Genomic DNA, 26131 nt, shown 5'->3' with positions numbered 1-26131 from the left:
CTGTCTTAAATTCATGATCTCTTTATTCTCTTATTTAAGCCGATCTTCAAACGCCCCTCTTAAGTTGCACCTATCAGACGGGACACAAGTTTCGTCGAATAAGTGTCGATAAAAACGACAACAGGGGAAGTGTCATGATGAAAGCCGTCGCAACTGCGGCAGATACCGCAGAGCGCGTCTCCGGCCAGCAGGGTTCGGTGCAGTCGCTCTATCTGGAAGCTTTGACTCTGGTGGAGCGGCTGCATCGCCGGCTCCTCGACGTGATCAAGGACGAATTCGATCGCCGCGGCCGCGCGGACATCAACTCGGTCCAGGCGCTCTTGCTCTACAACATCGGCGACAAGGAGCTGACCGCGGGCGAATTGCGCACGCGCGGTTACTATCTCGGCTCCAACGTCTCCTACAATCTGAAGAAGCTCGTCGAGCTCGGCTTCCTCGATCATCAGCGCTCGCGCGTCGATCGCCGCTCGGTGCGCATCCGCCTGACCCCGCAGGGCCAGGAAGTCCGCCGCATCGTCGATGCGCTCTACCAGAAGCACGTCAAGACGGTGGAGCAGGTCGGCGGCATCTCCGGCGACGAGTTTGCGACCCTCAACAAGTCGCTGCACCGCCTGGAGCGGTTCTGGACCGACCAGATCCTCTATCGCCTCTGAGTTCTAAAGGGATCTGGGCGAAGCCGGCCCGCAACAAGACCGGCAGCCCTCCCGAACGTGCCTGACTTCCCCAAGCGCGCTGGTCCGGAGTTGCCCCGGACCGGTGCGTTGATATTTTTTTGCACCTGCGAAAAAATCCCCCCGGCAGCCAGGAACCAGTTCCGGGCTCGGCGCTTATCTTCTTCGGATCGGAGAAACGGCGATGCTGGTCGAGCGCGGGCTTCGGGTGATGAACGTGGAACTCGTCAGCGAGGCCTACGCCATCGCCGCGAACTACCTTCGCCGCTCCGGCGCAATCCCGGACACTCTCGTCACCGACGACCGCCTGCTTCACCTGATCGTCAAGCTGCTCCAGCAGGGCGAATTCAACAAGATCAGGCTGGCCAACAGGGCGATCGCCCGGTTCCAGGCGCAGACCGAGGCCAGAGCGGTTGCCTGATCAAAACCCCCAAGATCCCGACCAACCAGAGGATGCCATGGAAGCTGCCATCGACCGCATCATGCAGACCTACGACCTGCTCGCCAACCGCACCGCGGCGGCCAGCGCCGAGGCGCGTGAAAAGGTCACGAACTACCTCAACATCCTGATGGAAGCCGGCGAGACCGACACCCATAGGTTGACGGTCTGCGGCCTGACCTATCTGCGCCAGCTCGACGGCAGCGTCGACCCCGTGAAGGCGGGGTATACCGGGCTGTAAAACGACGCCGGCTGCCCCGGCGGCAGCTGGCAAGAAATAAGGCCCAAAGCGGCCCCACCCGGATATTGACGGGGAGCGGATCTCGCAAGACCGCTCCCGGGCTGAAAACCTCCAATCCCACCATATCTTGCATAAATATCAGGCCCGACCCGCAAATGCTTGGCCGCGGTCGGCCGATGTGGTAGATCGCGCGTGCTTCCGACCGCCACACCAGACCCGCCCGTAGCCCGCCAAAAGGCTGCGGCGGTGGAGATATTCGCAAGATGACCGCACCCAAGTCCGCCTCCGCGCCCGATTCGTTTTTCACCGCCTCGCTCGAGCAGGCCGATCCGGAAATCGCTGCCGCCATCAAGGGTGAGCTCGGTCGGCAGCGCCACGAGGTCGAGTTGATCGCCTCCGAGAACATCGTCAGCCGGGCCGTGCTGGAAGCGCAGGGTTCGGTCATGACCAACAAATACGCGGAAGGTTATCCGGGCGCGCGCTATTACGGCGGTTGTGAGTGGGTCGACGTCGCCGAGAACCTTGCGATCGATCGTGCCAAGAAGCTGTTCGGCGCCAGCTTTGCGAACGTGCAGCCGAACTCCGGCAGCCAGATGAACCAGGCGGTGTTCCTGGCGCTGCTGCAGCCCGGCGATACCTTCATGGGCCTGGATCTCGCCGCCGGCGGCCATCTCACCCATGGCTCGCCCGTGAACATGAGCGGCAAGTGGTTCAAGGCCGCGCACTACACCGTGCGCCGCGAGGACCAGATCATCGACATGGATGCGGTGGCCAAGCAGGCCGAAGAGGTCAAGCCGAAGCTGATCATCGCCGGCGGCTCGGCCTATTCGCGCGCCTGGGACTTCAAGCGTTTCCGCGAGATCGCCGACAGCGTCGGCGCTTACCTGCTGGTCGACATGGCGCATTTCGCTGGGCTCGTCGCCGGCGGCGTGCATGCTTCCCCGGTGCCGTATGCGCACGTCACCACCACCACGACGCACAAGTCGCTGCGTGGTCCGCGCGGCGGCCTGATGCTGTGGAATGACGAGACGCTGACCAAGAAGCTCAACTCGGCGATCTTCCCGGGCCTGCAGGGCGGTCCTTTGATGCACGTGATTGCAGCCAAGGCGGTCGCCTTCGGCGAGGCGCTGCGTCCGGATTTCAAGGTCTACGCCAAGAACATCGTCGAGAACGCCAAGGCCTTGGCCGAGACGTTGAAGGGCCATGGTCTCGATATCGTCTCCGGCGGCACCGACAATCATCTGATGCTGGTCGATCTCCGGCCGAAGGGCCTGAAGGGCAACGTCTCGGAGAAGGCGCTGGTTCGCGCCGCCATCACCTGCAACAAGAACGGCATTCCGTTCGACCCGGAATCGCCCTTTGTGACCTCGGGCATTCGGCTCGGCACGCCGGCTGCGACCAGCCGCGGCTTCGGCGTGGCCGAATTCCAGCAGGTCGGCGGCATGATCGCCGAGGTCCTCAATGCGATCGCGCAATCCTCCGACGGCAAGGCGCCGCTGGTGGAGGCTGCGATCAAGGAACGGGTCAAGGCGCTCACCGACCGGTTCCCGATCTACCAGTAAGGCGCCGCATGATCCGGAAAAGTGGGTACCGGTTTTCCGAAGAGATCATGCGAAAGTAAAGGTCACACGGATGCGCTGCCCGAACTGCAACAGTCTCGATACGCAGGTAAAGGACTCGCGTCCGACCGAGGACTCGTCCGTAATCCGCAGGCGGCGCGTGTGCGTCGCCTGCAATTTCCGCTTCACCACCTTCGAGCGCGTGCAGCTGCGCGAGCTCACGGTGATCAAACGCAACGGCCGCCGCGTGCCGTTCGATCGCGACAAGCTGATGCGCTCGGTGCAGATCTCACTTCGCAAGCGGCAGGTCGAGCCGGAGCGCGTCGAGAAGATGGTCTCCACCATCGTGCGCGAGCTTGAGACCGGAGGCGAGGCCGAGATCTCCTCGGAGGTGATCGGCGAGACCGTGATGGAGCATCTGCGCACGCTCGACGACGTCGCCTATGTGCGCTTTGCCTCGGTCTACCGCAATTTCCGCGAGGCCAAAGATTTCGCCGACGTGCTCGGCGAGCTCTCCGGCGAGGAGGAAGCGCGGCTCGCCGCGATCCGCAAATGATCTTCCGCATCCTGGAAGACCAGTTCGCGCAGAAGGCCCGCGAGGCCAAGGATGCTGATCGCCGTTTCATGGAGCTGGCGCTTGCGCTCGGTCGGCGCGGGCAGGGCCGGACCTGGCCCAATCCGGCCGTGGGCGCCGTCATCGTCAAGGACGGCGTCATCGTCGGCCGCGGCTGGACGCAAGCAGGCGGACGTCCGCACGGTGAGCCCGAGGCGTTGCGGCGGGCGGGCGAAGCAGCGCGGGGCGCCACGCTCTACGTCACGCTGGAGCCGTGCTCGCATTTCGGCAAGTCGCCGCCTTGCGCCGATGCTGTGATCGCCGCCGGCATCAAGCGCGTGGTGGCGGCGATCGAGGACCCCAATCCGGAAGTTGCGGGCCAGGGCCATGCGCGCCTGCGCGCCGCCGGCATCAATGTGGACGTCGGTCTGTGCGCGGCGGAGGCCGCGTTCGACCATGCCGGCCATTTCCGCCGCATCCGTGACCAGCGTCCTCATGTGATCCTGAAGCTCGCGGTCTCGCCTGACGGCAAGATCGGTGCGGCCGGCGGCAAGCCGCTTGCGATCACGGGGGAGGCGGCACGCAACCGCGTGCATCTGCTCCGCGCGCAAAGCGATGCCATCCTGGTCGGCATCGGCACGGTGCTGGCGGATGATCCGCAGCTCAACTGCCGCCTGCCGGGCATGGCGGCGCGCTCGCCGGTGCGTGTGGTGCTCGACCGGAGCCTGCGCATTCCCGCATCGAGCCAGCTGGTTCGGTCCGCGCGCGAGACGCCGCTTTGGGTGATCGCGTCCGAGCTTGCGGAAGCGGCCGCCGCGACGCGCCTTGGCGCGGCCGGTGCGCAAATCATGCGCATGCCTCCGGGGAGTGCATCCGGGCTCGATCTTTCGGCCGTGCTGCATGCGCTGGCGGACAAGGGCATCACACGGCTGATGGTCGAGGGCGGCAGCCGCGTTGCGGCATCGTTCGTCGCGGCCGATCTCGTCGACGAGGTCTGGCTGTTCCGCGGAGCGGAAGCGGTCGGCGAAGGCGGCGTCGATGCGCTCGATGCATTGCCCCTGTCGAAAATCACGCAGTCGCCGGCCTACAAGGTTCATGCTAGCGAGACCTGCGGCAAGGATAACCTCACCATCTACGAGCGCGCGTAATGTTCACCGGCATTGTCACCGATATCGGCGAGATCGTCAGCTTCACGCCAACGGCGCCGGGGCAGCTGCACCGGCTGCGGATCGCCTGCCGCTACGATCAGAGCACGATTGCGGACGGCGCCTCGATCGCCTGCAACGGTGTGTGCCTGACCGTGGTTGCCTCGGGCGTTGCGGATGGCAGGGACTCCAAGCAAAGGACCTGGTTCGACGTTGACACCGCGGCCGAGACGCTGGCGCTGACGACGGCCAAGCACTGGAAGGTCGGCACCAGGCTCAACCTCGAGCGCGCGCTGAAGATCGGCGATGAGCTCGGCGGCCATATCGTCGCCGGCCACGCCGATGGCATTGCAACCATCGTCAGCCGGGAGGACTTGCCGGATATGGCGCGGTTCGTGCTCTCGACGACGCGGGAGCTGGCACGGTTCATCGCCACCAAGGGCTCGATCACGCTCGACGGCGTCTCGCTGACGATCAATACGGTTGCAGACGTGACCTTTTCGGTGCTGATCATTCCGCACACGCTCGATGTCACGACGATCGGCAGCTGGAAGGCCGGGGATGAGGTTAATATCGAGGTCGACCTGATGGCCCGCTACGCGGCGCGGCTGACGGAAATGACGGTCTCTTAGAACTTGGCTTACCTGCTTCCGGCGACTACATAGCGCCGACCCCTTTCGAAACGGATTGAACGATGGCAGACGCGCGGCGCGCACCCCTGAAGGACCAGACCGACATTTCCGGCGCGCGCGCGCTGATTGTCGAGGCGCGGTTCTATGACGATCTCCAGGATGCGCTGCTGGACGGCGCGGTGGCCGAGCTGAAGGCGGCCGGCCTGACCCACGACGTCATTACGGTTCCCGGTGCGCTGGAGATCCCCGCGGCAGTCGCCATCGCGGTCGATGCCGCGGCGGCGAACGGCAGGCCCTATGATGCGGTGATCGCGCTCGGCTGCGTGATCCGCGGCGACACCATTCATTTCGAGATCGTCTCGCAGGAATCCTCGCGCGCGCTGATGGACCTCGCCGTGGCGCGGAAGCTGCCGCTCGGCAACGGCATCCTCACCGTCAACACCGAGGCGCAGGCCTGGGCGCGGGCGCGTGCCAGCGAGCTCAACAAGGGCGGCGATGCCGCGCGCGCCGCGCTTGCGGTGCTGCGCATTAAACGCCGCCTGGCGCGGGCCTGAAGCCATGGCCGATAACACCAAGAAGCCGACCGGCGTTGTCGAGAAGAAGGCGAACCGGCGCGGTGCGGCACGGCTCGCAGCCGTGCAGGCACTGTACCAGATGGACATCGCCGGTGCGGGCATCAACGACATCTTTGCCGAATTCGAAAGCCATTGGCTCGGCAACGAGGTCGAGGGCGAAACGTATCTGCCGGCGGAAGCCGCCTTTTTCCGCGACGTCGTCTCCGGCGTCGTCCGCGACCAGAAGAAGCTCGATCCTCTGATCGACGAGGCGCTGTCGAAGGGCTGGCCGCTCAAGCGGATCGAGGCGATCCTGCGGGCAGTGCTGCGGGCAGGAGCCTATGAGCTCCAGCATCGCAAGGACGTGCCGGGCCGGGTGGTGGTCTCCGAATATGTCGACGTCGCCAATGCTTTCGTCGACCGCGAGGAGACCGGCATGGTCAACGCCGTGCTCGACCAGATCGGCCGGCAGTTTCGCGGCGACGAGTTCGGGCGGGGGTAGTTTCCCGCGAGGGCGGTGAAGTGATGCGAGACGACTGCCCCATTCTCCGTCGTCATCACCCGCGAAGGCGGGTGATCCAGTACGCCGCGGCCTATCGGGCTACCACGACTGTCTCTCGAATACTGGATCGCCCGGTCAAGCCGGGCGATGACAGCGGTGGATGGGGCTGACGCCGATGGAAACCACACAAAATCCCTCCGGCGAAGACTCCCTCATCGCGCGCTATTTCAAACCGCTGGCGACCGATCCCGGCGCGTTCGGGTTGGTCGACGACGCGGCGGTGCTGTCCTCGTCCGGCGAGGACATCGTCGTCACCACCGACGCGGTGGTGGAGGGCGTGCATTATCTTGCCGGCGATCCGCCTGACACCATCGCGCGCAAGGCGCTGCGGGTGAACCTGTCCGATCTCGCGGCGAAAGGAGCGACGCCGGCAGGCTTCGTGCTGACGCTGGCGCTGCGCAGCAAGGAGGATGCCTGGCTGCGTCCCTTTGCGGACGCGCTGGGCGAGGATGCGAAGACCTTCGCTTGTCCTCTGCTCGGTGGCGACACGGTGTCGACGCCGGGCCCGCAGATGATCTCGATCACCGCCTTCGGCCGTGTGCCTCAGGGGCGGATGATCGGCCGCACCGGCGCAAGGCCGGGCGACCGCGTCCTGGTCACGGGCACGATCGGCGATGCCGCGCTCGGCCTCGACGTGCTCAAAGGCGGGGCTGCCGCCAGCGCGCTGACCTCCGATCCCGCGGCACGGGATTTTCTGGTCTCGCGCTATCGGGTGCCGCAGCCACGCAACGTGCTGGCGCCGGCCCTGCGCGATCATGCCACCGCGGCGATGGACGTCTCCGACGGCCTCGCCGGCGATCTGACCAAGCTCTGTGCCGCCTCCGGGGTCGCGGCTTCGGTCGACGTGACGAGCCTGCCACTCTCGGCCGCGGCAGCGGGCCTTCGCGCCCGCAACGTCGCGTCTGTCGAGACGCTGCTTGCCGGGGGCGACGACTACGAGGTGCTCTGCACCGTTCCGCCGGCACAATGCGAGACGCTGATTGCCGCGGGGCAGTCCCTCGGCGTTGCCGTGACTGCAATCGGTACCATCACGGAGGGGCAGAAGCCGCTGCGCTTCCTGGACGGGCAGGGCCAGGATCTGCTTTTGACGCGGCTGTCCTACAGCCACTTCTAGGAATTGCTCCAAACCGGCATCTGAGTTCTCAGCGCTTGGTCCTAAATACCTGCCAAGATCGGCCTTTTCGGGCTGATCCGGCGTTGCACCCTCAATGTGATTTTGGCAAGCTCGCGGCCGACTGGAGCCGTCCCTTAAGGGCAAGGGGGCGGCTTTGTTCAAAATCAAGGCGCTGCACCGCACGACGGACAACAAAAGGCGCCGGGGGTACATCAAGGATCTGAGGCAAACATCACATGACAGCATTATGGTTGATAGTGCTCTGCGGAGCGCTTTCCGTCGCCTACGCGATTTGGGCGACGTCTTCGGTCTTGGGCGCGGATGCGGGGTCGCCGCGCATGCAGGAGATCGCAGGGGCGGTGCGCGAAGGCGCACAAGCCTATCTCCGGCGGCAATACACCACGATCGGTATCGTCGGCATCGTCATCTTCGTGCTGCTTGCCTATTTCCTCGGGCTCTATGTCGCGATCGGTTTCGCCATCGGCGCGATCCTGTCCGGCGCTGCGGGCTTCATCGGCATGAACGTCTCGGTCCGCGCCAATGTGCGCACCGCCCAGGCCGCGACGACGTCGCTGGCCGGCGGCCTGGAGCTCGCCTTCAAGGCGGGCGCCATCACCGGCCTTCTGGTGGCGGGTCTGGCGCTGCTCGGCGTGACGCTCTATTTCGGCTTCCTGGTCCATTCGCTGAAGCTCGCGCCGGATAGCCGCGTCGTCGTCGACGCCCTGGTGGCGCTCGGCTTCGGCGCCTCGCTGATCTCGATCTTCGCCCGTCTCGGCGGCGGCATCTTCACCAAGGGTGCGGACGTCGGCGGCGACCTCGTCGGCAAGGTCGAGGCCGGCATTCCCGAGGATGACCCGCGCAACCCTGCGACCATCGCCGACAACGTCGGCGACAACGTCGGCGACTGCGCCGGCATGGCCGCCGACCTGTTCGAGACCTATGCGGTGACCGCGGTCGCCACCATGGTCCTGGCGGCGATCTTCTTCGCCAAGACGCCGATCCTCGCCAACATGATGACGCTGCCGCTCGCGATCGGCGGCATCTGCATCATCACCTCGATCATCGGCACCTTCTTCGTCAAGCTCGGGCCGAGCCAGTCGATCATGGGCGCGCTCTACAAGGGCCTGATCGCAACGGGCATCCTGTCGCTGATCGGCATCGCCCTGGTGATCTACTACCTGATCGGCTTCGGCAAGCTCGAGGGCGTCAACTACACCGGCCTGGCGCTGTTCGAGTGCGGCGTGGTCGGTCTCATCGTCACCGCCCTGATCATCTGGATCACCGAATACTACACCGGGACCGACTATCGTCCGGTGAAGTCGATCGCCCAGTCCTCGGTCACCGGCCACGGCACCAACGTGATCCAGGGCCTCGCCATCTCGATGGAAGCGACCGCGTTGCCTGCGATCGTCATCATCGCCGGCATCCTGGTCACCTACAGCCTCGCCGGGCTGTTCGGCATCGCGATCGCGACCGCCACCATGCTGGCTCTGGCCGGCATGATCGTCGCCCTCGACGCCTTCGGCCCCGTCACCGACAATGCCGGCGGCATTGCCGAAATGGCGGGACTGCCGAAGGAGGTGCGCAAGTCGACCGACGCGCTCGACGCGGTCGGCAACACCACCAAGGCGGTCACCAAAGGCTACGCGATCGGCTCCGCTGGTCTCGGCGCCCTGGTGCTGTTCGCGGCCTACAACGAGGACCTCAAGTTCTTCGTGGCCCGCTCCGCGCAGCATCCCTACTTCGCCGGCGTCAATCCGGACTTCTCACTGAACAATCCCTACGTCGTGGTGGGCCTGCTGTTCGGCGGTCTGTTGCCGTACCTGTTCGGCGCGATGGGCATGACCGCGGTCGGCCGTGCGGCCGGTGCGATCGTCGAGGAGGTCCGTCGCCAATTCCGCGAGAAGCCGGGCATCATGCAGGGCACCGACAAGCCTGATTACGGCAAGGCGGTCGACTTGCTCACGCGCGCGGCAATCAAGGAGATGATCATCCCCTCGCTGCTGCCGGTGCTGTCGCCGATCGTCGTCTACTTCCTGATCTATGCGATCGCGGGCGGCGGCGCGGCGGGCAAGTCGGCGGCATTCTCGGCCGTCGGCGCCATGCTGCTCGGCGTCATCGTGACGGGCCTGTTCGTCGCGATCTCCATGACCTCGGGCGGCGGCGCCTGGGACAACGCCAAGAAGTACATCGAGGACGGTCATTTCGGCGGCAAGGGCTCTGATGCCCATAAGTCCGCGGTGACCGGCGATACCGTCGGCGATCCCTACAAGGACACGGCGGGACCTGCGGTGAACCCGATGATCAAGATCACCAATATCGTGGCCCTGCTGCTGCTGGCGATCCTGGCGCACTGAGCGGCGCTGACGCGACAAGAGAAAACCCCGCGGCGTGAGCCGCGGGGTTTTTGATTTGGCGATCCGACGCTCTCCCGACGTCATTGCGAGGAGCTCTTGCGACGAAGCAATCCAGCATCGTTCCGCAGAGACAGCCTGGATTGCTTCGCTTCTCTCGCAATGACGTGAGAGAGACCTACTGCACGTCCATCTGCAGGCCTTCCTTCTGGATGATGCCGGCGAACTTCTTCGTCTCGGCGTCCACGAAGGCGGCGAACTGCTCGGGCGTGCCGTAGTCGGCGCGGGCGCCCATGGCGGCGATCTGCTTCTTGACGTCCTCGCGCTCCAGCATCGCCTTGACCTGGAGATTGAGCGCGCCCAGCACCTCGGGCGAAGCGCCCTTCGGCAGGAAGACCGCGAACCAGGAGGACACGTCGAAATTCGCCAGCTCCGGCGCGCTCTCGCGCATGGTCGGCAGGTCTTTGGCGAGGTCGCTGCGCTCGGGCGTGGTGACGCAGAGACCGTTGAGCGTGCCGCTCTGCACCTGAGGCAGGGTCGGATAGAGATTGTCGAACAGGATCTGGATGTCGCCGGCAAGGGCGGCCTGGAGCGCGGGGCCGGCGCCGCGGAACGGGATGTGCGTCATCTTCAGGCCGGTGAGCTGGAGAAACCAGGCGCCGGTGAGGTGGGGGCTCTGGCCGACGCCGGAGGAGGCGTAGCTGAGCTTGTCCGGATTGGCCTTCAGATACGCGATCAGCTCGGGAATCGTTTTGATGCCGGTCTTCGGATGCGCCGAGACGATGTTCGGAATCCGGATCATGTTCGAGACCGGCTGAAGCTGGTCCGGCTTGTAGCTGAGGTTCTTGAAGATGCTGTAGGCGATCGCGTTCGGGCCGGGGTTGCCGACCAGGATGGTGTGACCATCCGGCTTGGCGCGCACGGCCTCGGCGGTGCCGATCGTGCCGCCGCCGCCGGAGCGGTTTTCCACCACAGTCGACTGACCCCAGGCGGTTTGCAGATGCGCGGCCAGGAGGCGGCCCATCACGTCCGTCGAGCCGCCGGCCGCGGCCGGCACGATGAGACGAACGTTTTCAGTGGGCTTCCAGTCGGCAAGGCTCGATCGCGGTAGAATCGCTGCGGCCGAAAGGCCGGCAGCACCGGCGAGCACACGACGGCGGGACAACAAAGGCTTATGCACGAATCCACTCCTGCTTTTTGCTTTGCGGGAACCGTAGGGAACGGCACGTGCGACCGCAAGTCGCGCGCGACGACAAGTGCCGCGCAGAGAGCGGCACGACGACGCAGGCGTAAGCCCATATACCTTGCGATGGAATTAAGCGGCTTCAGGAGCCTCGTTCGACGCGCATTTTCGACGCGAAGCGACAAGCCGCTTCGATCGAATCCTTCGACGGCCTCAGTTGAAGCTGAGCAGCTTGAACAGCGGGGTAAGGTAGCTCATCTCCTGACCCGACGTCGGCGTGGTGCGGCTGATGAAGTCGAAGATCTTGCCGTCCTGGAGACCGTAATTCGCAAGCCGGCGCACGCGCCGGGTCTTGTCGAAATAGACTGCGATGACACGCTGATCGACCACCTTCTGGTTCATGAAGGCGACCGGGCGCTCCGAGCGCTGCGAGATGTAGTAGAACACTTCACCGTCGAGGGTCGCGACCGTCGAAGGCGTGCCCATCACGATCAGCACCTGATCCTGGCTCGCGCCGATCGGAATCTGCTCGAGCGCGCCGGGCGGCAGGATGTAGCCTTTCTGGAACTGCTCGCCGGTGCAAGCTGCAAGGGCCACGCCGATCACGGCGGTGGCCGCGAGCATGCGCAGGCCGCGCCAACAGGCATGAAGGCCGCGCCGCATGTCCGCGCGCAGGCTGATCTGGTTCGTTGTCGTCATAGCGGAACTGATTCCGTCCCCTTGCGTCGCGCGAGGCGCTGAAGTACCGGGCTGGGCGTCTGAATGCAACTCGCGCGCGCCCGCTTGCGGAAACCACAATGCTTTGGCCGTTCAATCACTTCAGGAAACCCCGGCGAACCCCGCCTGGCACCATTGAGGCCATCTATGGCATGATCGTGACGCAGGCGCGAGAACCCCTGTTTTACCGGGTCTTGGGTGTGCCCGATACGGTTAACGGGCGTTTCGACCTGTTGCTGCTGCATCTCTGGCTGCTGCTGCGCCGTCTGCGCGCGGTTCAGGGCGCCGCGGAGCTGTCGCAGGCGCTGTTCGACCGCTTCTGCGAGGACATGGACGACAATCTGCGCGAGATGGGGGTGGGCGACCAGACCGTGCCGAAGCGGATGCGGGCCTTCGGCGAGGCATTCTACGGCCGCGTCCAGGCCTACGACCAGGCGATGGAAGCCGGCGGCGAGGCGCTGGCAGCGGCGATCTGCAAGAATATCTTAAATGGGACTGGCTTCGACCAGGCGGAGCGGCTCGCGGCCTATGCGAGGGCCAGCGAGGCCGATCTTGGCCGGACCGACGAGGCCGCGCTGCTGCGCGCGTCCTTCAAGTTTCCCCGGGCGCTGTCAGAGGATGTCACGCCATGAGCCGACCAGATACCGAGCGCGATCCCTGGCGGGCGCCCGTCATCGTTGCGCAAGTCCCGGACGGCGGGTTGCATCGCGAGCTCGAGGCCTCAGTGGCCGAGCGGCAGGCGATGGCGGAGGTCGCGGGCTTGCGCGAGATCCTGTCCGCCCATGCCAGCTTCGATGTCGTGCCGAAAAGCGGCGGGCGGGTCCAGGTCACGGGCCTGGTTCGAGGCCGGATCGGCCAGACCTGCGTCGTCACGCTGGATCCGATCGAGAGCGAGATCGAGGAGGAGGTGGACCTGATGTTCGCCCCCGAGGCCGAGGCGCGCCGCCTGGCCGATCTGATCGAGGAGGGGCAGGACGACGAGGCGCCGCCCGAGGTTGCCGACCCGCCCGAGCCGATCACGGGCGGCATCATCGACCTCGGCCGGCTCGCCACCGACGTCCTGTTCCTGGCGATCGATCCCTATCCGCGCAAGGAGGGGGCCGTGTTCGAGGCGGAGGTCACCGCTCCCGACCCCGAAGACCATCCCTTCGCCGTGCTGAAGGCATTGCAGGACAAGAAGAAGGGCCAATGAGGGGCATTTTGGCTCGCGGCTGCCTTGCCAGGGGACGCGAGCCATTTGCCCTGATGGTTTGAGACAGCTGTTTATCTGTCTGATTTCAATGGATTTCTCGCGAAATCCGCGCCCGGCGGCCGGATTGCCCCGAATGCAAAAGGCTGGGGGCAAGAGGTTGTTTCGGGGGTACAAAACGCTATTGTCGCGCCCCGGTCCGGGTGCGGCGTGGCGCTTGGCCGGCCGCCGTACCGGTGGCGAACCCATTTTGCGGCCCCGCTGATCCCAAGACCGCACCAGACCAGGTTTCCAGGACTTACATGCCAAGCAAGGTTCGCATCGCGCTGGACGCCATGGGGGGCGATGTCGGCCCCGCCGTGGTCATTCCGGGCGCCGCCATCTCGCTTGGCCGGCATCGCGACACCGAGTTCCTGCTGGTCGGCGACCGCGCCAGGATCGAGCCCGAGCTCGACCAGCACCCGAAGCTGAAGGCCGCCTCCAAGATCATCCATACCGACGTCGCCGTCAGCATGAAGGACAAGCCGAGCCAGGCGCTGCGGCGCGGCCGCAAGACCTCCTCGATGTGGCTCGCGATCGACGCGGTCAAGAAGGGCGAGGCGGACGTCGCGATCTCCGCCGGCAATACCGGCGCGCTGATGGCGATGGCGCGCTTCCATCTGCGCACCCTGCCGGGGATCGACCGGCCGGCGATCTCGGCGATCTGGCCGACCCTGCGCGGGGAGTCCGTCGTGCTCGACCTCGGCGCCACCCTCGGCGGCGATGCCCACCATCTGGTGTCGATGGCGGTGATGGGCGCGGCCAAGGCGAGCGTGCTGTTCAACAAAACCCGGCCCACGGTCGGGCTGCTCAATATCGGCGCCGAGGAGATCAAGGGCCACGAGGAGATCCGCGAGGCCAGCGAGATCCTGCGGGCGCGGAACCTGCCGGAGCTCGACTATATCGGTTTCGTCGAGGGCGACGGCATTGGCAAGGGGCTCGCCGACGTGATCGTCACCGAAGGCTTCAGCGGCAACATCGCGCTGAAGGCGGCCGAGGGAACCGCACGGCAGATGGCGGAATTGCTTCGTCACGAGATGCAGCGGAGCTGGATGTCCAAGCTCGGCTACCTCTTCGCGCGCAGCGCCTTCCAGGCCCTGCGCGACAAAATGGACCCCAACAAGTCCAATGGTGGCGTGCTGCTGGGACTGAACGGGGTGGTGGTCAAGAGCCACGGCGGAACCAACGCCGAAGGCTTTGCCTATGCGATCGATGTTGGCTATGAGATGGCTCACTACGATCTCCTGAACAAGATCAATCAGATGCTCAACCGCGAGGGTGGTGCACTCAAATTCGTGCAGCCCGCGCCGGAGGATGTTTCGTGACTCAGATTCGTTCGGTCGTGCTGGGCTGCGGCTCTTATCTGCCGGAGCAGGTGGTGACCAACGCCCAATTGGCGGCGCGCATCGATACCTCCGACGAGTGGATCGTGCAGCGCACCGGCATTCGCGAGCGGCACATCGCGGCCGAGGGCGAGTTCACCTCGCACCTCGCCATCAAGGCGGCACAGGCGGCGCTCCGCGATGCCGGCGTTGACGCGCAATCGATCGAGCTGATCGTGCTGGCGACCTCGACGCCCGACAACACCTTCCCCGCGACCGCCGTCGCCGTGCAGCACGGCCTCGGCATCAATCATGGCGCGGCCTTCGATCTGCAGGCAGTGTGCTCGGGCTTCGTGTTCGCGCTCGCCACCGCCGACAATTTCCTGCGCACCGGGGCCTACAAGCGCGCGCTGGTGATCGGCGCGGAGACCTTCTCGCGCATCCTCGACTGGAACGATCGCGGCACCTGCGTGCTGTTCGGCGACGGCGCCGGCGCCGTGGTGCTGGAGGCGCAGGAGCAGCCCGGCAATGCCGCGACCGATCGCGGCATCGTCACCACTCACTTACGATCCGACGGGCGCCACAAGGCAAAGCTGTTCGTGGACGGCGGGCCGTCCTCGACCCAGACCGTCGGCCATCTGCGCATGGAGGGCCGCGAGGTCTTCAAGCACGCGGTCGGCATGATCACCGACGTCATCGTCGATGCCTTTGCGGCGACAGGGCTCAATGCCGACGGCATCGACTGGTTCGTGCCGCACCAGGCCAACAAGCGAATCATCGACGCTTCCGCGCACAAGCTGCACATCGCGCCGGAGAAGGTGGTGCTGACGGTGGACCGTCACGGCAACACCTCGGCGGCCTCGATCCCGCTGGCGCTCTCGGTGGCGCGCAAGGACGGCCGCATCAAGAAGGGCGACATGGTCCTGCTGGAGGCCATGGGTGGCGGCTTTACCTGGGGCTCGGCGCTGGTGCGCTGGTAAGCCACACCGATAAAATTTTGCCGGAATCCCTGCCGATTATCGCTACGTCTGCATTGATGTGCGGTGTTGACCGCCGTATCGTAAGCTCATAATTTCAGACGAGAATTGTTCGCCGTGAGGTGGGGCAGGGCGATGAGCGAGACCAGCAAAACCGTAACGCGTGTCGATCTGTGCGAAGCCGTCTACCAGAAGGTGGGCCTGTCGCGCACGGAATCGTCTGCCTTCGTGGAACTCGTGCTGAAGGAGATCACCGACTGCCTGGAGAAGGGCGAGACGGTGAAATTGTCCTCGTTCGGCTCCTTCATGGTGCGCAAGAAGGGCCAGCGCATCGGCCGCAACCCGAAGACCGGCACCGAGGTGCCGATCTCGCCGCGCCGCGTCATGGTGTTCAAGCCGTCGGCGATCCTGAAGCAGCGGATCAACGCCCAGCACCGCACCAACGGCGACGCCACCCCGGCTCAAGAAGAGGCTTAACCGCCTTTCGGAAAGGACTGGCCTTTGGACAAGGCGCCGGATGCGTTCCGAACCATCAGCGAAGTAGCGCAGGAACTCGACATTCCGCAGCACGTGCTGCGGTTCTGGGAGACCCGCTTCTCCCAGATCAAGCCTATGAAGCGCAGCGGCGGCCGCCGCTATTATCGCCCCGACGACGTCGACCTGCTCAAAGGCATCCGCCGGCTGCTCTACGGCGAAGGCTATACCATCCGCGGGGTGCAGCGGATCCTGAAAGAGCACGGCGTCAAATCGGTGCAGGGCCTCGCCGACAGCGCGGCCGCGGTCTCCTTTGGCGCCATCGAGGACGCGATTGGCGCGAGCCTGATGGAGCCCGAGGACGAGGCCCCCATCAAGGGCATCACCGACACCGACGATGACGACTATCAGGGCGATGAAGAGGAAGGCATCGACTTCCGCTTCACCGAGGTCGACGACGAGGAGATCCTCACCACCTTCCGCAAAGGCGCCGCCACCGCGCCCGCCGGCCCCAGCGCGCTGGACCGCGAGCGGCTGGGTCGGGCGCTGGCCGACCTCGTCGCCTGCCGCGAGATGCTGGATCAGGCCCTCAAGGACGGCTAGGGGAGGCCCACCTTTGCGGGCAGTTCCGGCCCCTCTGGGCCGATACACCAAAATGCTGCGGCCTCGCCTTGCGCAAAGCGGCGATCCTAGCTAATGGAACGGCATTCGGAGCGTGGCGCAGCCCGGTTAGCGCACTAGTCTGGGAGACTAGGGGTCGGAGGTTCAAATCCTCTCGCTCCGACCATTTTTTCAACCTCTGTCGGGTGACCGTCGGCGTGGAGCGTGCTCCGGCCGCGACGATGCCTGTGGCCAGAAGCGGGGCCTGCGGTGGGCGGTACATCGAAACGACGAAAACAACCCCATGCACAGTAGCGATGTCATTGAGTCATATTGTTTTTCCGAATCGCCGCGTCGGACAGTGGTAGGAGCTGATCGTCCAGAGGACAATCACGGTCGAGCGGTCGGCTAGAGCCTCAACTCTTCACCATCCTCCTCGCAACTCCGAAACTGTTCGGGTCCGATAAGAGTTTCGATTCGCGGCATCAGGACGCTTCCATTCAGGCGAGGGCAACATGTTTCAGTTATCGTGGAGCGAGATCTTCGTCCCGACGCATTCCATCATGGAAATGATCGTGCGGGGCACCATCATGTATCTCGGCATCTTCACCCTGATGCGGTTCATTTTGAAGCGACAAACCGGCGGACTCAGCATTCCCGATTTGCTTCTCGTCGTCCTGTTGGCGGACGCGGCGCAGAATGGCATGGCGGGCGAATACCACTCGATCACAGAAGGTATCGTGCTCGTTGCCACCATCATTTTCTGGAATCTAGCCATCGACTGGGTCGGGTATCACGTGCCTTTCGTGGAGCGGCTTGCTCGGCCGGCGCCGCTCCTGCTCATCAAAAACGGGCAGGTCCTTCGCCGCCACATGCGGCAGGAGCTGGTGACGATGGATGAGTTGATGAGCAAGCTTCGCGAGGAGGGGATAGCGAGTCCCTCGGACGTCGTAGAGGCATATATCGAGGGCGACGGAAATATCAGCGTGAAGAAGAAGGAAGCCTGACGACCTTCGTCTGCCCGCCGACATGATCGGCGTTGCGGGACTACTTGTTATTCTGCGAGGCTTCCGCCGGCTTCCCCAAAAGGCACAAGCGCTGATACCTCAAATACCCCATCGCCATCCCGTTGAAGGCGGTGAGTACTCGAGGTCATATCCACAAACGCGTCGGGTTTTCAATGTCACGGCCGTTCAAAAGCCGCCCGCTACAACACCTCGGCACGAACCTGAGCTACGCCGCGATTCGTAATCCCCAAGCTGCGCGCGGCAGCGAGCGAGAGATCGAGGACGCGGCCACGAATGAACGGGCCTCTGTCGTTGATGGTGACGATGACGCTGCTTCCTCCATGGGTCACGCGGACCTTGGTGCCGAACGGCAGGCTGCGATGCGCCGCCGTGAGGTGATTCCGATTGAATGTCGAACCGCTCGCTGTCTTGCCTTTGGAATATGAATAATAGGAGGCCTTTCCCGAAAAGACTCGATTGAAAGATCGCATGCCCGAGCGATCAGCCGATGGCTCTTGTGCGGTTGGAGGTGGCGCCTCAATCTGATCCTTCTTCGGCTGTTCGGGTCCAGCAGGCGCCGGCTCTGCCTGAGCCTTCGGAATGATGGACCACCGGTCATGGAAATCCTGTGCTGCAGCGCCGTTCGCGTTCAATCCGATCCAAGCAGGGACTGTCGCAATCGCCGCCATTCTGACGAGAAGATGCATTGTCGACCTCGTGAACGATTGAAGATCAAGCCGACAATGCAAGCTCAGAGGTCGCGTTCCTCAAGACGCGCAAAACGGTGATGACATACCGACATCGCGGAGCAAGAGCGTGCCTGACTGAGATTGACCACGCTCCGGTTCTGCCCGGCCTCAAATAATAATGATTTAATTTGTCAAAATTAAATATGCATAAATATTTAAATTGGCGAGGCGAGTTACCGCGCGACGACTGACGCGGTCGCGTCCCGGCGGAGGATGAGTCGCGCAAATACGATCAGCTTTGGACGCGGGCAGTGCGATCGTCATCAGGCCAGATGCGAAGCTCAAGAAGCATCGTGCGGAGCTAGATCGCAATGCCCTGGCTTGTCGCCCACCCAGCTCAAATACCCCACCACCATCCTTGTCGTCTCGTCCACCAGCACCTTCACCATTTTCTCCGACAGCATCTCGGCTGCGTTCAGCGCCGTGTTGTGCGCGATGGCTTCGATCGTGCTCACGCACATGAACGCTGCGAGCGCGGGGTCGAGCTTGCGCATCTCCTTCCGGTGACGTTCGAGATAGGCGCGCACGAGGGCGTGGATTTCGTGGCTGTAGGCCTCGACCTCGGCGAGGTGGCCGGAGCGGGGGATCTGCTCGGCGAGGACGCGGTGCAGATTCGGGTCGATGGAATGGGCCTCGATCGCGATCTTGACGGCCGGCGCGGTTGTCAAACTTCCCTTAACGGCTGCTGCTGCGTACCCGTCCCGCAAGCGACCTGCGGCACCGTTCCGGCGGCGCGCACTACAAGATGCTCGAGGGGGCCGGTGCTTTCCGGCGCCCTCTTTCCATCCACCGGACTCTCATGTGAAGGTTTCTCTACTCGCTTTGACCAGGATCTGTAGTAGGCAACCGCCGTCATGATCGCGATTCCCGCAGCTCCGACGAGCAGTTGAGCGAGGATGCCGTTCCCTGCCAACTGCAGGATGAAGTACCCGATGAAGGCCAGGAGAATGCCCACACAGAACACTTCGAGGGACTGCTGGCCGCACTTTACCAGGGGTCGCAAGATGGTGGCTTGTAGCCCGCGCGCATCGATCGGTATGAACCGGGCACCAAGGATAATCAGTACCATCAAATGAAGATAGCGGTAGGGCGCCAGGTTGGTCTTGTCGTTGGGATTGAAAAGCTCGAACAAGGCAGGCGCAAACAAGGCCCGGAGCTGAGGCTGGTGAGCAGCTAACGTCATGATCGCCGCAAAAATCAAATAGGCAACCGCAACAACCAGCACGAACCTGGACCGCAGCAAGAAATGCAGACGCCCCGCACCGGTCAACGCGAGCCATGCGCCCGTAACAAACAGAAGCTGCCACGCCAGCGGATTGAAGTACCAGCTTCCCGACGGATAGGAAGGCAGGTTCCAATGGAATTGCCGCGCAGCCAGATATAACAGCACCGACCCGATCATGGCGGCGTCGGGAAATCTCAACATCAACCAGAGGATCGGAGGAAACAGGCCCATCAAGACGACGTACAGCGGCAGCACGTCCAAATTCAGAGGCTTGTATCGCAGCAAAAGCCCCTGCGTCATCATCTCGATCGGCGCGCTGGTGACCGGTCCGGCGTTGAACAGATCGATCAGATCAGGCGCGTTGAACCTCTCCGACAGGAAATGGATGAAAGCCAGGTAGATCATGAATAGCACGATATGGGCGGTGTAGATTTGCCATACGCGCCTGAAGAGCCTGCTCGTTCCGAACACAAAGCCTCGCTCCATTTTTCGGGTATAAACGAGCGCCGAGGTGTAGCCGGAGATGAACACGAACAGGTCGGCCCCGTCGCTGAATCCATAATTTCGGAACGAACACCACACCAGCACTGTGCCGGGCACATGGCCGAGAAACATCGCCCAGTTGGCGAGGCCGCGAAACAGGTCGAGACGCAAATCACGTTGCGGTGGTGGCAGCGCAAGCGCGAGCTTCATTCTGCTTTCCGTCGTGTCACGATTCACGATCGATGTCCGCGCCCCGGCACTCCGCCGGGATCGCTCACGCTAGATGGCAGGCAATACAACACCCATACGACAATGTTGGCGCGCTGAGGCCGGCGGGATATTGACCTGAGTCAAGCGGCCCGCCGAGAGCCCCGGTACTATGCATGGTAACTTGGTCCCGAACAAACGCGGTGCGCTTTGTGTCATCGGGCCTGGCGAAGTGGGCGCTTCCTCGATCCGTCGTGTTCGGACATTACGGTGACAGTGCTGGACTGCATTCTGGCGCGCCTCTCAGGGCGCAGGACGCTGCCTCATCCAAATGGGCGCGCTGTCGCCGATTTCCGTAATCTCAGGCTCCGCTACCTCAAATACCCCACCACCATCCGCGTCGTCTCGTCCACCAGCACCTTCACCATCTTCTCCGACAGCATCTCTCCGTTCAGCACGGTGTTGTGCGCGATGGCTTCGATCGCGCTCACGCACATGAATGCTGCGAGCGCGGGATCGATCTTGCGCATCTCCTTGCGGTGGCGTTCGAGATAGGTGCGCACGAGGGCGTGGATTTCGTGGCTGTAGGCTTCGACTTCCGCGAGGTGACCGGAGCGGGGGATCTGCTCGGCGAGGACGCGATGCAGGTTCGGGTCGATGTGATGGGCCTCGATCGCGACGGTGACGAGGCGGTGCACGGCCATCTCGATCGGCAGGTCGGCGACCTCCGCGAAGGCGGCGCGGACGACATTCATGATCGCATCATTGTGGCGATCGATCACGGCGGCGACGAGGGCCTCCTTGCTGGGAAAATATTGGTAGAGCGAGCCGACGCTGACGCCGGCGATCTCGGCGATGCGGTTGGTACTGGCCTTCTCGAAGCCTTCCTTGACCAGAATGCGAGCAGTTGCCTCGACCAGCGCGTCGACGGTGGCACGGGATCGCTCCTGCGAGGCATTTTTCCGGGGTGTTGTGGACGGTTTGCGGGCCACGGACTTGTGATCTGAATGCGAGTAGGAAAAGCGAGTGAATGCTCGCATTATATCGACCAATGGCGGCGGGTCGGCAACCCTCTTCGTCGCCGGGTCGAAACAGCCGGATGGGGATGTGGCGATGAGCGTTGCGAGACTTGTATCGGCCTTCCAATTCTGTCCGGGCGGCTGCGTATTCGGCGCGCGGGCGCCGCGCGATCCAGCACCAAGCCTGCAAAGCCGGGCCCTCAACCTGCTGCTGCGGCAGCTTCCCTACAAGCAGCAGCTTGCATCCGCCGAGGCGGTGCTGGCGCGTGTGCAGAAGCTGGCGCTGGCGCCGGCCTCTCACGAGCCGGTCGGGGTCGGCAACGTCGAGGTGACGCTGACCAAGATGGGCGGCTGGCCGGTCTACTACACCGAGCCGGCGTCAGGCCACGAGGGCTGCAACTACGTCATGTTCCTGCATGGCGGCGGCTACATCAACGAGATCGCGCCGGCGCATTGGCGCTTCATCGGTGAGATGACGCGCAAGGCGCGAATCTGCTGCGTCGTGCCGATCTACCCGCTGGCGCCGCGGGCGACCGCCAAGGACGTCGTGCCGGCGACGGCCGAGCTGCTGCGCATGCTGCTGGAAGACGCTGGCGATGCAAAAGTGACGGTCGTCGGCAATTCGGCCGGCGCTGGGCTTGCGCTCGCCGCCTGCCAATGGCTGCGCGATCGCGGTCATCGGCAGCCGAGCCGGTTGCTGCTGATCTCGCCCGCGGCCGATGCCTCGGTCGGCCGTCCGGAGCAGGTTGCGATCGCGGCGCGCGATCCGATCCAGGATATTCCGGGCATCGTCGAGGCCGCGCGGCTCTATGCCGGCGAGCTCGAAGTCGGCCATCCCTTCGTCAGCCCGCTCAACGGCAGTTTCCGCGGGCTCGCGCCGATGACGATTTTTTCGGGCACGCGCGATCTTCTGTATCCAGACAGCGTCGACCTTGCCGCAAGAGCGAGGGCGGTGGGCGTGCCGATCGAGCTGCATCTATTGCGCGAGCAACCGCACAACTTCGCGCTGATGCCGACGCCGGAAGGACGGCGGGCACGCGCGATCATCTTGCGTGAAGTGGCTTAGAGGGAGGGCGTGATCATTGTCACAGAGCGCCTGCCGTGATCGGTCTGGCGCTGGCAGTGTCCGCACGCAGGGATAAGCGGCCCCCGGGCGTTTCCTCTTGGATCGATCGTTCTGGTATCCGTGGTCTCGGTACCAGTGGTTTTGCGGGGCCTTAGGCGTGGCCCTTGATCTCGTAATGACCCGGCACGCATTTGTAGCGCTCGAGGCGCCAGTTCGCGTGATAGATCGGATGCTCACCCATCCACTTCGCGAGAGGCGCTTGTGCGCCGATCGCGCACTGCATTAGCGAAATCTCGGGTGTCATGTTGCTGTCTGTCACGATTTCCTCGACACAACTGCCTGAGCTGGCTGCGCCAAGCCGGCAAAGCACGGCAACGACGGTCACGAACATTCCTATCACCTCGTTGGTTGTTTCTGACCACGAAGAGGATGCAAGCGGAGTGCCAGAGCCTGTGACACGCAAACAACACGCTGGCCTGGCCGACTCAATCCAGCGTCCACCCCCATTTGGCGATTCGGATTGTAGAAAAATTGCCATTAACCCGAAGCCGGACAAATACGGGGAACCCGCTGGAAAATACTCAGGAATGATCGATTATCCGGGCCGTGTCGCCTATGAGCCACTTCACAAGGCCCGCGCGCAACATCGCGCGTAGTCCGCCCGCCGAAATTACCGAAGGCGAAGAGGGCAGCGCACGGCTTTTACCCGCGGATGTCGCGCTGCTACAGTTTTGCGCGCGCCGCGGTCAGCGGCGCCGTGACCAAGAAACACACCGACAAGGGGAGGGACCGAAGTCCCATGAAGGATTTTGCTGGAAAGATCGCAGTCATCACCGGCGGCGGCACGGGCATGGGGCGCGAGCTCGCGCGGCAGCTCGTGGCCGAGGGCTGCAACGTCGCCATGTGCGACGTCTCGGAGGCCGCGATGGCCGAGACCAAGCGGCTGTGCGAGGCCGAGAAGCTGCCGCAGGGGCTGCGCGTCACGACGCACGTCGCCGACGTCGCGATCGAGGACCATCTGAAGCGTTTTCGCGACGAGCTCGCCGAGCAGCAGCAGACCGACAGGATCCATCTGTTGTTCAACAATGCCGGCATTGGCGGCGGCGGCAGCCTGTTCACCAACACCCGCGAGCAATGGGAGCGCACCTTCAACATCTGCTGGGGCGGCGTCTATCTCGGCGTGCGCACCTTCCTGCCGATGCTGGTGGCCGCGGACGAAGCCCACATCGTCAACACCGCCAGCGTCAACGGCTTCTGGGCCTCGATCGGCATGAACCAGGCGCACACCGCCTACAGTGCGGCCAAATTCGCAGTGAAGGGATTCACCGAAGCGCTGATCAACGATTTGCGCCTGCATGCGCCGCACGTCAAATGCTCGGTGGTGATGCCCGGCCATATCGGCACCTCGATCGTCTCCAACTCGCGCAAGGTGCAGAGCGCCGACGGCTCGGAGCGGCTCAATGCCGATGAGGTCGCGCTGACCCGCAAGCGCATGGTCGCGGCCGGCGTGCCGGATGCCGACGGGATGTCGGACGAGGACATCCAGGCGGCGTTCGCCGAGCGCGCCCGCAGCTTCCTGGAGGATGCGCCGACGACGGCGGCAGAAGCCGCCAAGATCATCCTCGACGGGGTCAAGGCGGAGCGGTGGCGCATTCTGGTCGGCGAGGACGCCAAGCTTCTCGACGAGCGCGTGCGCGCCGCGCCGGAGCAGGCCTATGACCGTGCCTTCTTCGAAAGTATTACGCAGGAGGTCGGCTGGCGGCTTGGTTGAGGCCGCTGCCGGGGCGCCCACCCATCGCACCCGAGGAGGCACGTCAGCGCCGTCTCGAAGGAGAGGCGTGCGCGCACGCCGCCGCTAGGGGTCATATTCTTTAGCGCGCCCAGCAAGGCGCGCCGATATGGCTATGATGGTCGTCATGGCAAGAGATACTTGGACAATTCTAAGTGCCAGCTCCCGCCAATGTTCGTCGCGCACCATGATCTGTTGCAATGTCACGCATCCGTCATGACGTTGTTCAAGCGATGTTGATCTCACATGCCTGTAATGACGCGCGCGCCGGCTTGGTCGGCGACTTGAAATGGTTTAGTCAATCGGGGTAACGCGACGATTAGAGCGTAGCTCCCAATGATGCCCGCATGCCTCTCCGACGACTGGACCTTTTGCCCGGAGCGAGAGGACATTTCAGCTGAGTTCACGCGGCTGCTCGCGGCGGCCCAGGAGGGCGGCGCCACGATCGCGGAATGCCTGATGATCGCGCGGCAGCTGAAGCGCGGCGACGACCGCTCCTGGCACCGCGAGTGGAAGAAGCTGGCGCAGACCAATCGGCAGCGCGCGGAGACCGCGTTCGCGGAGGGCCACCGCGCCAGTGCGCAGCGCAATTGGCTGCGCGCCATGAACTATTATGGTGCCGCAGCGATGCCGCTCGATCCCGCCGACGAGCGCCGCTGGGTCGCCGTGCTGGCCATGCAGGAATGCGCGCGCCGCTATCTCGCCGCGCGCAGCCCGGCCGGCGAGGTGGTGACGATACCCTGGCTCGACGGGCACTCGCTGCAGGGATACTTCCTGCCCGCGCCATCGGGGAAGGAGCCGGCGCCGACCGTGATCTGCATCGGCGAGCCCGGCCACCGCAAGGAAGAATTTCTGTTCAAGCTCGTGCCGCACGCGCGCGAGCGTGGCTTCTCGATGCTGGCGCTCGACCTGTTCGGCGACCAGCGCGACGATTTTCTCGAGGCGCTATTGCGGCGCCAGGATCTCGAGAGCGCGATCCCCGGCGTCATGGATTATCTGGAGATGCGGCAGGACGTCGATTTCGCGCGGGTCGGGATCATCGCCGATGGCTGGGGCTCGTCCTTCGTGGCGCGCGCGGTGCTGCAGGAGCCGCGGCTTGCCGCCGCCGTCTGCGACGGCGGCCTGTGGGATCTGCACGAGCGGGCCTTTTTCGCCAGCCGATTCGCGATGAGCGACGTCAGCATCGTCCCTGTGCCGCATGCGCCGCTGATGGCCTCCAGCGCCGACTGCCCGGTGCTGATCACGCTTGGGGAGGACGGCTGGCTCAAGGCCGACCGGGCGCGTCAGCTCGTCCGGAATTCCCGGCTCGGCAGCTCGGATGTCACGCTGAAAGTGTTCACCGCGGCGGAGACCGGCGCCGCGCAGGCCCATGCCGACAATCCGAGCCTTGCCAACGAATATATATTCGACTGGCTGGAATCGCGGCTCCGTGGCGCGGGGCGGATCTAGCGGCGAGCCGTCAGAGGTCCAGGCTGAGGCGGACGCAGGCCTTTTCCAGCCGGGTCTTCAGCGTCGCGAGCTTGGTGGTGAATTCGGCGAGCTCGGCCTCGTCGAACTCCTGGAAGACGAATTCCTTGATGGTCTTGTACTGCTCGTTGAGGCTCGCCAGGTGCTTCTGCGTTTTCTCGGTCAGGGATAGCCGGACCACGCGCGCGTCGGTCGGCGAGGGGCGGCGGCGCAAAAGGCCCTTCTTCTCCAGCAGCTTGGACTGGGTGGTGACGAAGGACGGATCGACGTGGAGGAGCTTGGACACGACGTTGACCGGAATGCCGTCGTCCTTGTCGAGGTCCGAGATGGCCATCAGGATCAGCCATTGCGGTCCGCTGATGCCGAGCGTCCTCGCCCAGAACTGACGCAGCTCCTCGAGATACATGTTGATCGACGATATCTCCCAGGTGAATCGCCTGATGATATCCAGGTTGCCGATGGTGCGCAGGCGCGCGCCTTCCTTCCTCGTCGCGGACACAGCGTCACTCCCGCAAGCTGATTCTCTTTCCGGCTCATTTTCGGCGGGCATAGTCCACGCAACTCTGCTCTGACGCAAGTGCAGAGCAGGGTAATGGTGTCACGAAAACTACAAATATGACCCGATCAGGCTTTTTGGCTCAACACCGGTGTTGCGTTGCGGCCACAGGGTTAGTGAAACCACAAAGCTGATCTAATAAACTATTTTGATTAACGGAACGGCGCGGGCATATTGATCCCGACGGTGGGGGGTTCTCGATCGTCCCGTTGCAGGTGGTTCGCTCACGTCCCTCGCG

At 64.0% G+C, this 26131-nt stretch carries 29 protein-coding genes and 1 tRNA gene; 22 read left to right on the top strand and 8 right to left on the bottom strand.

The window, feature by feature from the left end:
• The first annotated feature begins 134 nt into the window (after window positions 1–134).
• The 11 genes from I6F12_RS18340 (at window position 135) to I6F12_RS18290 (ending at window position 9827) form a co-directional block, all read left to right on the top strand.
• A complete protein-coding gene (locus tag I6F12_RS18340; protein ID WP_025036696.1) occupies window positions 135–653 on the top strand; it encodes a MarR family winged helix-turn-helix transcriptional regulator in 519 nt (172 codons plus the stop codon).
• 202 nt (window positions 654–855) lie between these two features.
• Window positions 856–1092 carry a hypothetical protein gene (locus tag I6F12_RS18335; RefSeq protein ID WP_036010478.1) on the top strand — a complete coding sequence of 79 codons (237 nt, stop codon included), beginning with the start codon at window positions 856–858 and terminating at the stop codon, window positions 1090–1092.
• 37 nt (window positions 1093–1129) lie between these two features.
• Window positions 1130–1351, top strand: a complete 222-nt coding sequence (locus I6F12_RS18330) for a hypothetical protein (protein ID WP_025036694.1) — start codon at window positions 1130–1132, stop codon at window positions 1349–1351.
• A gap of 263 nt (window positions 1352–1614) precedes the next feature.
• On the top strand, window positions 1615–2913 hold the full coding sequence (gene glyA / locus I6F12_RS18325; protein ID WP_036010474.1) for a serine hydroxymethyltransferase: 1299 nt from the start codon (window positions 1615–1617) through the stop codon (window positions 2911–2913).
• A 70-nt stretch (window positions 2914–2983) separates the two neighbouring features.
• Window positions 2984–3466, top strand: a complete 483-nt coding sequence (gene nrdR, locus I6F12_RS18320) for a transcriptional regulator NrdR (protein WP_011087793.1) — start codon at window positions 2984–2986, stop codon at window positions 3464–3466.
• Entirely contained in the window at window positions 3463–4611 is a 1149-nt protein-coding gene (ribD, locus tag I6F12_RS18315) for a bifunctional diaminohydroxyphosphoribosylaminopyrimidine deaminase/5-amino-6-(5-phosphoribosylamino)uracil reductase RibD (protein ID WP_036010471.1), read from the top strand. The genes nrdR and ribD overlap by 4 nt, the downstream gene beginning before the upstream one ends.
• Window positions 4611–5240: a riboflavin synthase gene (locus tag I6F12_RS18310; protein ID WP_057029743.1), complete on the top strand. Its 630-nt coding sequence runs from the start codon at window positions 4611–4613 to the stop codon at window positions 5238–5240. Before ribD ends, I6F12_RS18310 begins: the two co-directional genes overlap by 1 nt.
• 62 nt (window positions 5241–5302) lie before the next feature.
• A complete protein-coding gene (ribH, locus tag I6F12_RS18305; RefSeq protein ID WP_225156956.1) occupies window positions 5303–5794 on the top strand; it encodes a 6,7-dimethyl-8-ribityllumazine synthase in 492 nt (163 codons plus the stop codon).
• A gap of 4 nt (window positions 5795–5798) precedes the next feature.
• On the top strand, window positions 5799–6296 hold the full coding sequence (gene nusB, locus I6F12_RS18300) for a transcription antitermination factor NusB (RefSeq protein ID WP_036010453.1): 498 nt from the start codon (window positions 5799–5801) through the stop codon (window positions 6294–6296).
• 175 nt (window positions 6297–6471) lie between these two features.
• Window positions 6472–7470 (top strand): thiamine-phosphate kinase, encoded by a 999-nt coding sequence (gene thiL / locus I6F12_RS18295; protein WP_057029812.1) that lies wholly within the window; start codon window positions 6472–6474, stop codon window positions 7468–7470.
• Between the two features lie 236 nt (window positions 7471–7706).
• Window positions 7707–9827, top strand: a complete 2121-nt coding sequence (locus I6F12_RS18290; protein ID WP_036010450.1) for a sodium-translocating pyrophosphatase — start codon at window positions 7707–7709, stop codon at window positions 9825–9827.
• Between the two features lie 175 nt (window positions 9828–10002).
• Here the strand turns inward: I6F12_RS18290 and I6F12_RS18285 are convergent, their stop codons facing one another.
• Together I6F12_RS18285 and I6F12_RS18280 are read right to left on the bottom strand one after the other, a co-directional pair.
• Window positions 10003–11004, bottom strand: coding sequence for a tripartite tricarboxylate transporter substrate binding protein (locus tag I6F12_RS18285; RefSeq protein WP_036010447.1), 1002 nt, complete (start codon window positions 11002–11004; stop codon window positions 10003–10005).
• A gap of 216 nt (window positions 11005–11220) precedes the next feature.
• Entirely contained in the window at window positions 11221–11706 is a 486-nt protein-coding gene (locus tag I6F12_RS18280) for an outer membrane protein assembly factor BamE (protein ID WP_036010444.1), read from the bottom strand.
• Window positions 11707–11804: 98 nt separating this feature from the next.
• Between I6F12_RS18280 and I6F12_RS18275 the strand changes: the two genes are divergently transcribed.
• The 8 genes from I6F12_RS18275 (at window position 11805) to I6F12_RS18240 (ending at window position 17332) form a co-directional block, all read left to right on the top strand.
• Window positions 11805–12356, top strand: a complete 552-nt coding sequence (locus I6F12_RS18275) for a ubiquinol-cytochrome C chaperone family protein (protein WP_036025467.1) — start codon at window positions 11805–11807, stop codon at window positions 12354–12356.
• Window positions 12353–12916 (top strand): DUF177 domain-containing protein, encoded by a 564-nt coding sequence (locus tag I6F12_RS18270; RefSeq protein ID WP_225156955.1) that lies wholly within the window; start codon window positions 12353–12355, stop codon window positions 12914–12916. The genes I6F12_RS18275 and I6F12_RS18270 overlap by 4 nt, the downstream gene beginning before the upstream one ends.
• Before the next feature lie 299 nt (window positions 12917–13215).
• The gene (gene plsX, locus I6F12_RS18265; protein WP_036010436.1) at window positions 13216–14277 is read left to right on the top strand and encodes a phosphate acyltransferase PlsX; all 1062 of its coding nucleotides are present in this window, start codon (window positions 13216–13218) and stop codon (window positions 14275–14277) included.
• Entirely contained in the window at window positions 14274–15254 is a 981-nt protein-coding gene (locus I6F12_RS18260; RefSeq protein WP_036025462.1) for a beta-ketoacyl-ACP synthase III, read from the top strand. The genes plsX and I6F12_RS18260 overlap by 4 nt, the downstream gene beginning before the upstream one ends.
• 132 nt (window positions 15255–15386) lie before the next feature.
• Window positions 15387–15728, top strand: a complete 342-nt coding sequence (locus I6F12_RS18255) for an integration host factor subunit alpha (RefSeq protein WP_225140090.1) — start codon at window positions 15387–15389, stop codon at window positions 15726–15728.
• Window positions 15729–15752: 24 nt separating this feature from the next.
• On the top strand, window positions 15753–16328 hold the full coding sequence (locus tag I6F12_RS18250; protein ID WP_225156954.1) for a MerR family transcriptional regulator: 576 nt from the start codon (window positions 15753–15755) through the stop codon (window positions 16326–16328).
• Window positions 16329–16434: 106 nt separating this feature from the next.
• A tRNA-Pro gene (locus I6F12_RS18245) sits at window positions 16435–16512 on the top strand.
• Between the two features lie 328 nt (window positions 16513–16840).
• Window positions 16841–17332, top strand: a complete 492-nt coding sequence (locus tag I6F12_RS18240) for a YetF domain-containing protein (protein WP_036010407.1) — start codon at window positions 16841–16843, stop codon at window positions 17330–17332.
• A gap of 200 nt (window positions 17333–17532) precedes the next feature.
• Here the strand turns inward: I6F12_RS18240 and I6F12_RS18235 are convergent, their stop codons facing one another.
• From I6F12_RS18235 to I6F12_RS18220, 4 genes are all read right to left on the bottom strand, one after another.
• A complete protein-coding gene (locus tag I6F12_RS18235; RefSeq protein WP_036010404.1) occupies window positions 17533–18039 on the bottom strand; it encodes a septal ring lytic transglycosylase RlpA family protein in 507 nt (168 codons plus the stop codon).
• A 323-nt stretch (window positions 18040–18362) separates the two neighbouring features.
• On the bottom strand, window positions 18363–18749 hold the full coding sequence (locus tag I6F12_RS18230; protein WP_225140089.1) for a hypothetical protein: 387 nt from the start codon (window positions 18747–18749) through the stop codon (window positions 18363–18365).
• On the bottom strand, window positions 18746–19999 hold the full coding sequence (locus I6F12_RS18225; RefSeq protein WP_063822468.1) for an OpgC domain-containing protein: 1254 nt from the start codon (window positions 19997–19999) through the stop codon (window positions 18746–18748). Before I6F12_RS18225 ends, I6F12_RS18230 begins: the two co-directional genes overlap by 4 nt.
• Before the next feature lie 368 nt (window positions 20000–20367).
• Window positions 20368–20988, bottom strand: a complete 621-nt coding sequence (locus tag I6F12_RS18220) for a TetR/AcrR family transcriptional regulator (RefSeq protein WP_036010401.1) — start codon at window positions 20986–20988, stop codon at window positions 20368–20370.
• Window positions 20989–21109: 121 nt separating this feature from the next.
• On the opposite strand from I6F12_RS18220, the gene I6F12_RS18215 reads away from it, so the two are divergent.
• Window positions 21110–22081 carry an alpha/beta fold hydrolase gene (locus tag I6F12_RS18215; protein WP_083235130.1) on the top strand — a complete coding sequence of 324 codons (972 nt, stop codon included), beginning with the start codon at window positions 21110–21112 and terminating at the stop codon, window positions 22079–22081.
• Between the two features lie 151 nt (window positions 22082–22232).
• Here I6F12_RS18215 and I6F12_RS18210 read toward each other — a convergent pair whose 3' ends face one another.
• Window positions 22233–22472, bottom strand: a complete 240-nt coding sequence (locus tag I6F12_RS18210) for a hypothetical protein (protein WP_025036674.1) — start codon at window positions 22470–22472, stop codon at window positions 22233–22235.
• A 408-nt stretch (window positions 22473–22880) separates the two neighbouring features.
• Here I6F12_RS18210 and I6F12_RS18205 point away from each other — a divergent pair, with 408 nt between their 5' ends.
• Both I6F12_RS18205 and I6F12_RS18200 read left to right on the top strand, forming a co-directional pair.
• Window positions 22881–23852, top strand: a complete 972-nt coding sequence (locus I6F12_RS18205; protein ID WP_036025445.1) for an SDR family NAD(P)-dependent oxidoreductase — start codon at window positions 22881–22883, stop codon at window positions 23850–23852.
• A gap of 354 nt (window positions 23853–24206) precedes the next feature.
• Window positions 24207–25319 (top strand): alpha/beta hydrolase, encoded by a 1113-nt coding sequence (locus I6F12_RS18200; protein WP_036010398.1) that lies wholly within the window; start codon window positions 24207–24209, stop codon window positions 25317–25319.
• 10 nt (window positions 25320–25329) lie between these two features.
• On the opposite strand, the gene I6F12_RS18195 is transcribed toward I6F12_RS18200, so the two are convergent.
• Window positions 25330–25836: a MarR family transcriptional regulator gene (locus I6F12_RS18195; protein ID WP_036010395.1), complete on the bottom strand. Its 507-nt coding sequence runs from the start codon at window positions 25834–25836 to the stop codon at window positions 25330–25332.
• Window positions 25837–26131 lie beyond the last annotated feature (295 nt).

Origin of the sequence: Bradyrhizobium sp. IC4059 (assembly GCF_020193615.1) — a bacterium.
Lineage (GTDB): Bacteria > Pseudomonadota > Alphaproteobacteria > Rhizobiales > Xanthobacteraceae > Bradyrhizobium > Bradyrhizobium yuanmingense.
Note: the sequence above shows the minus strand (reverse complement) of the source record. Positions and strands in the feature narration are given on the sequence as shown.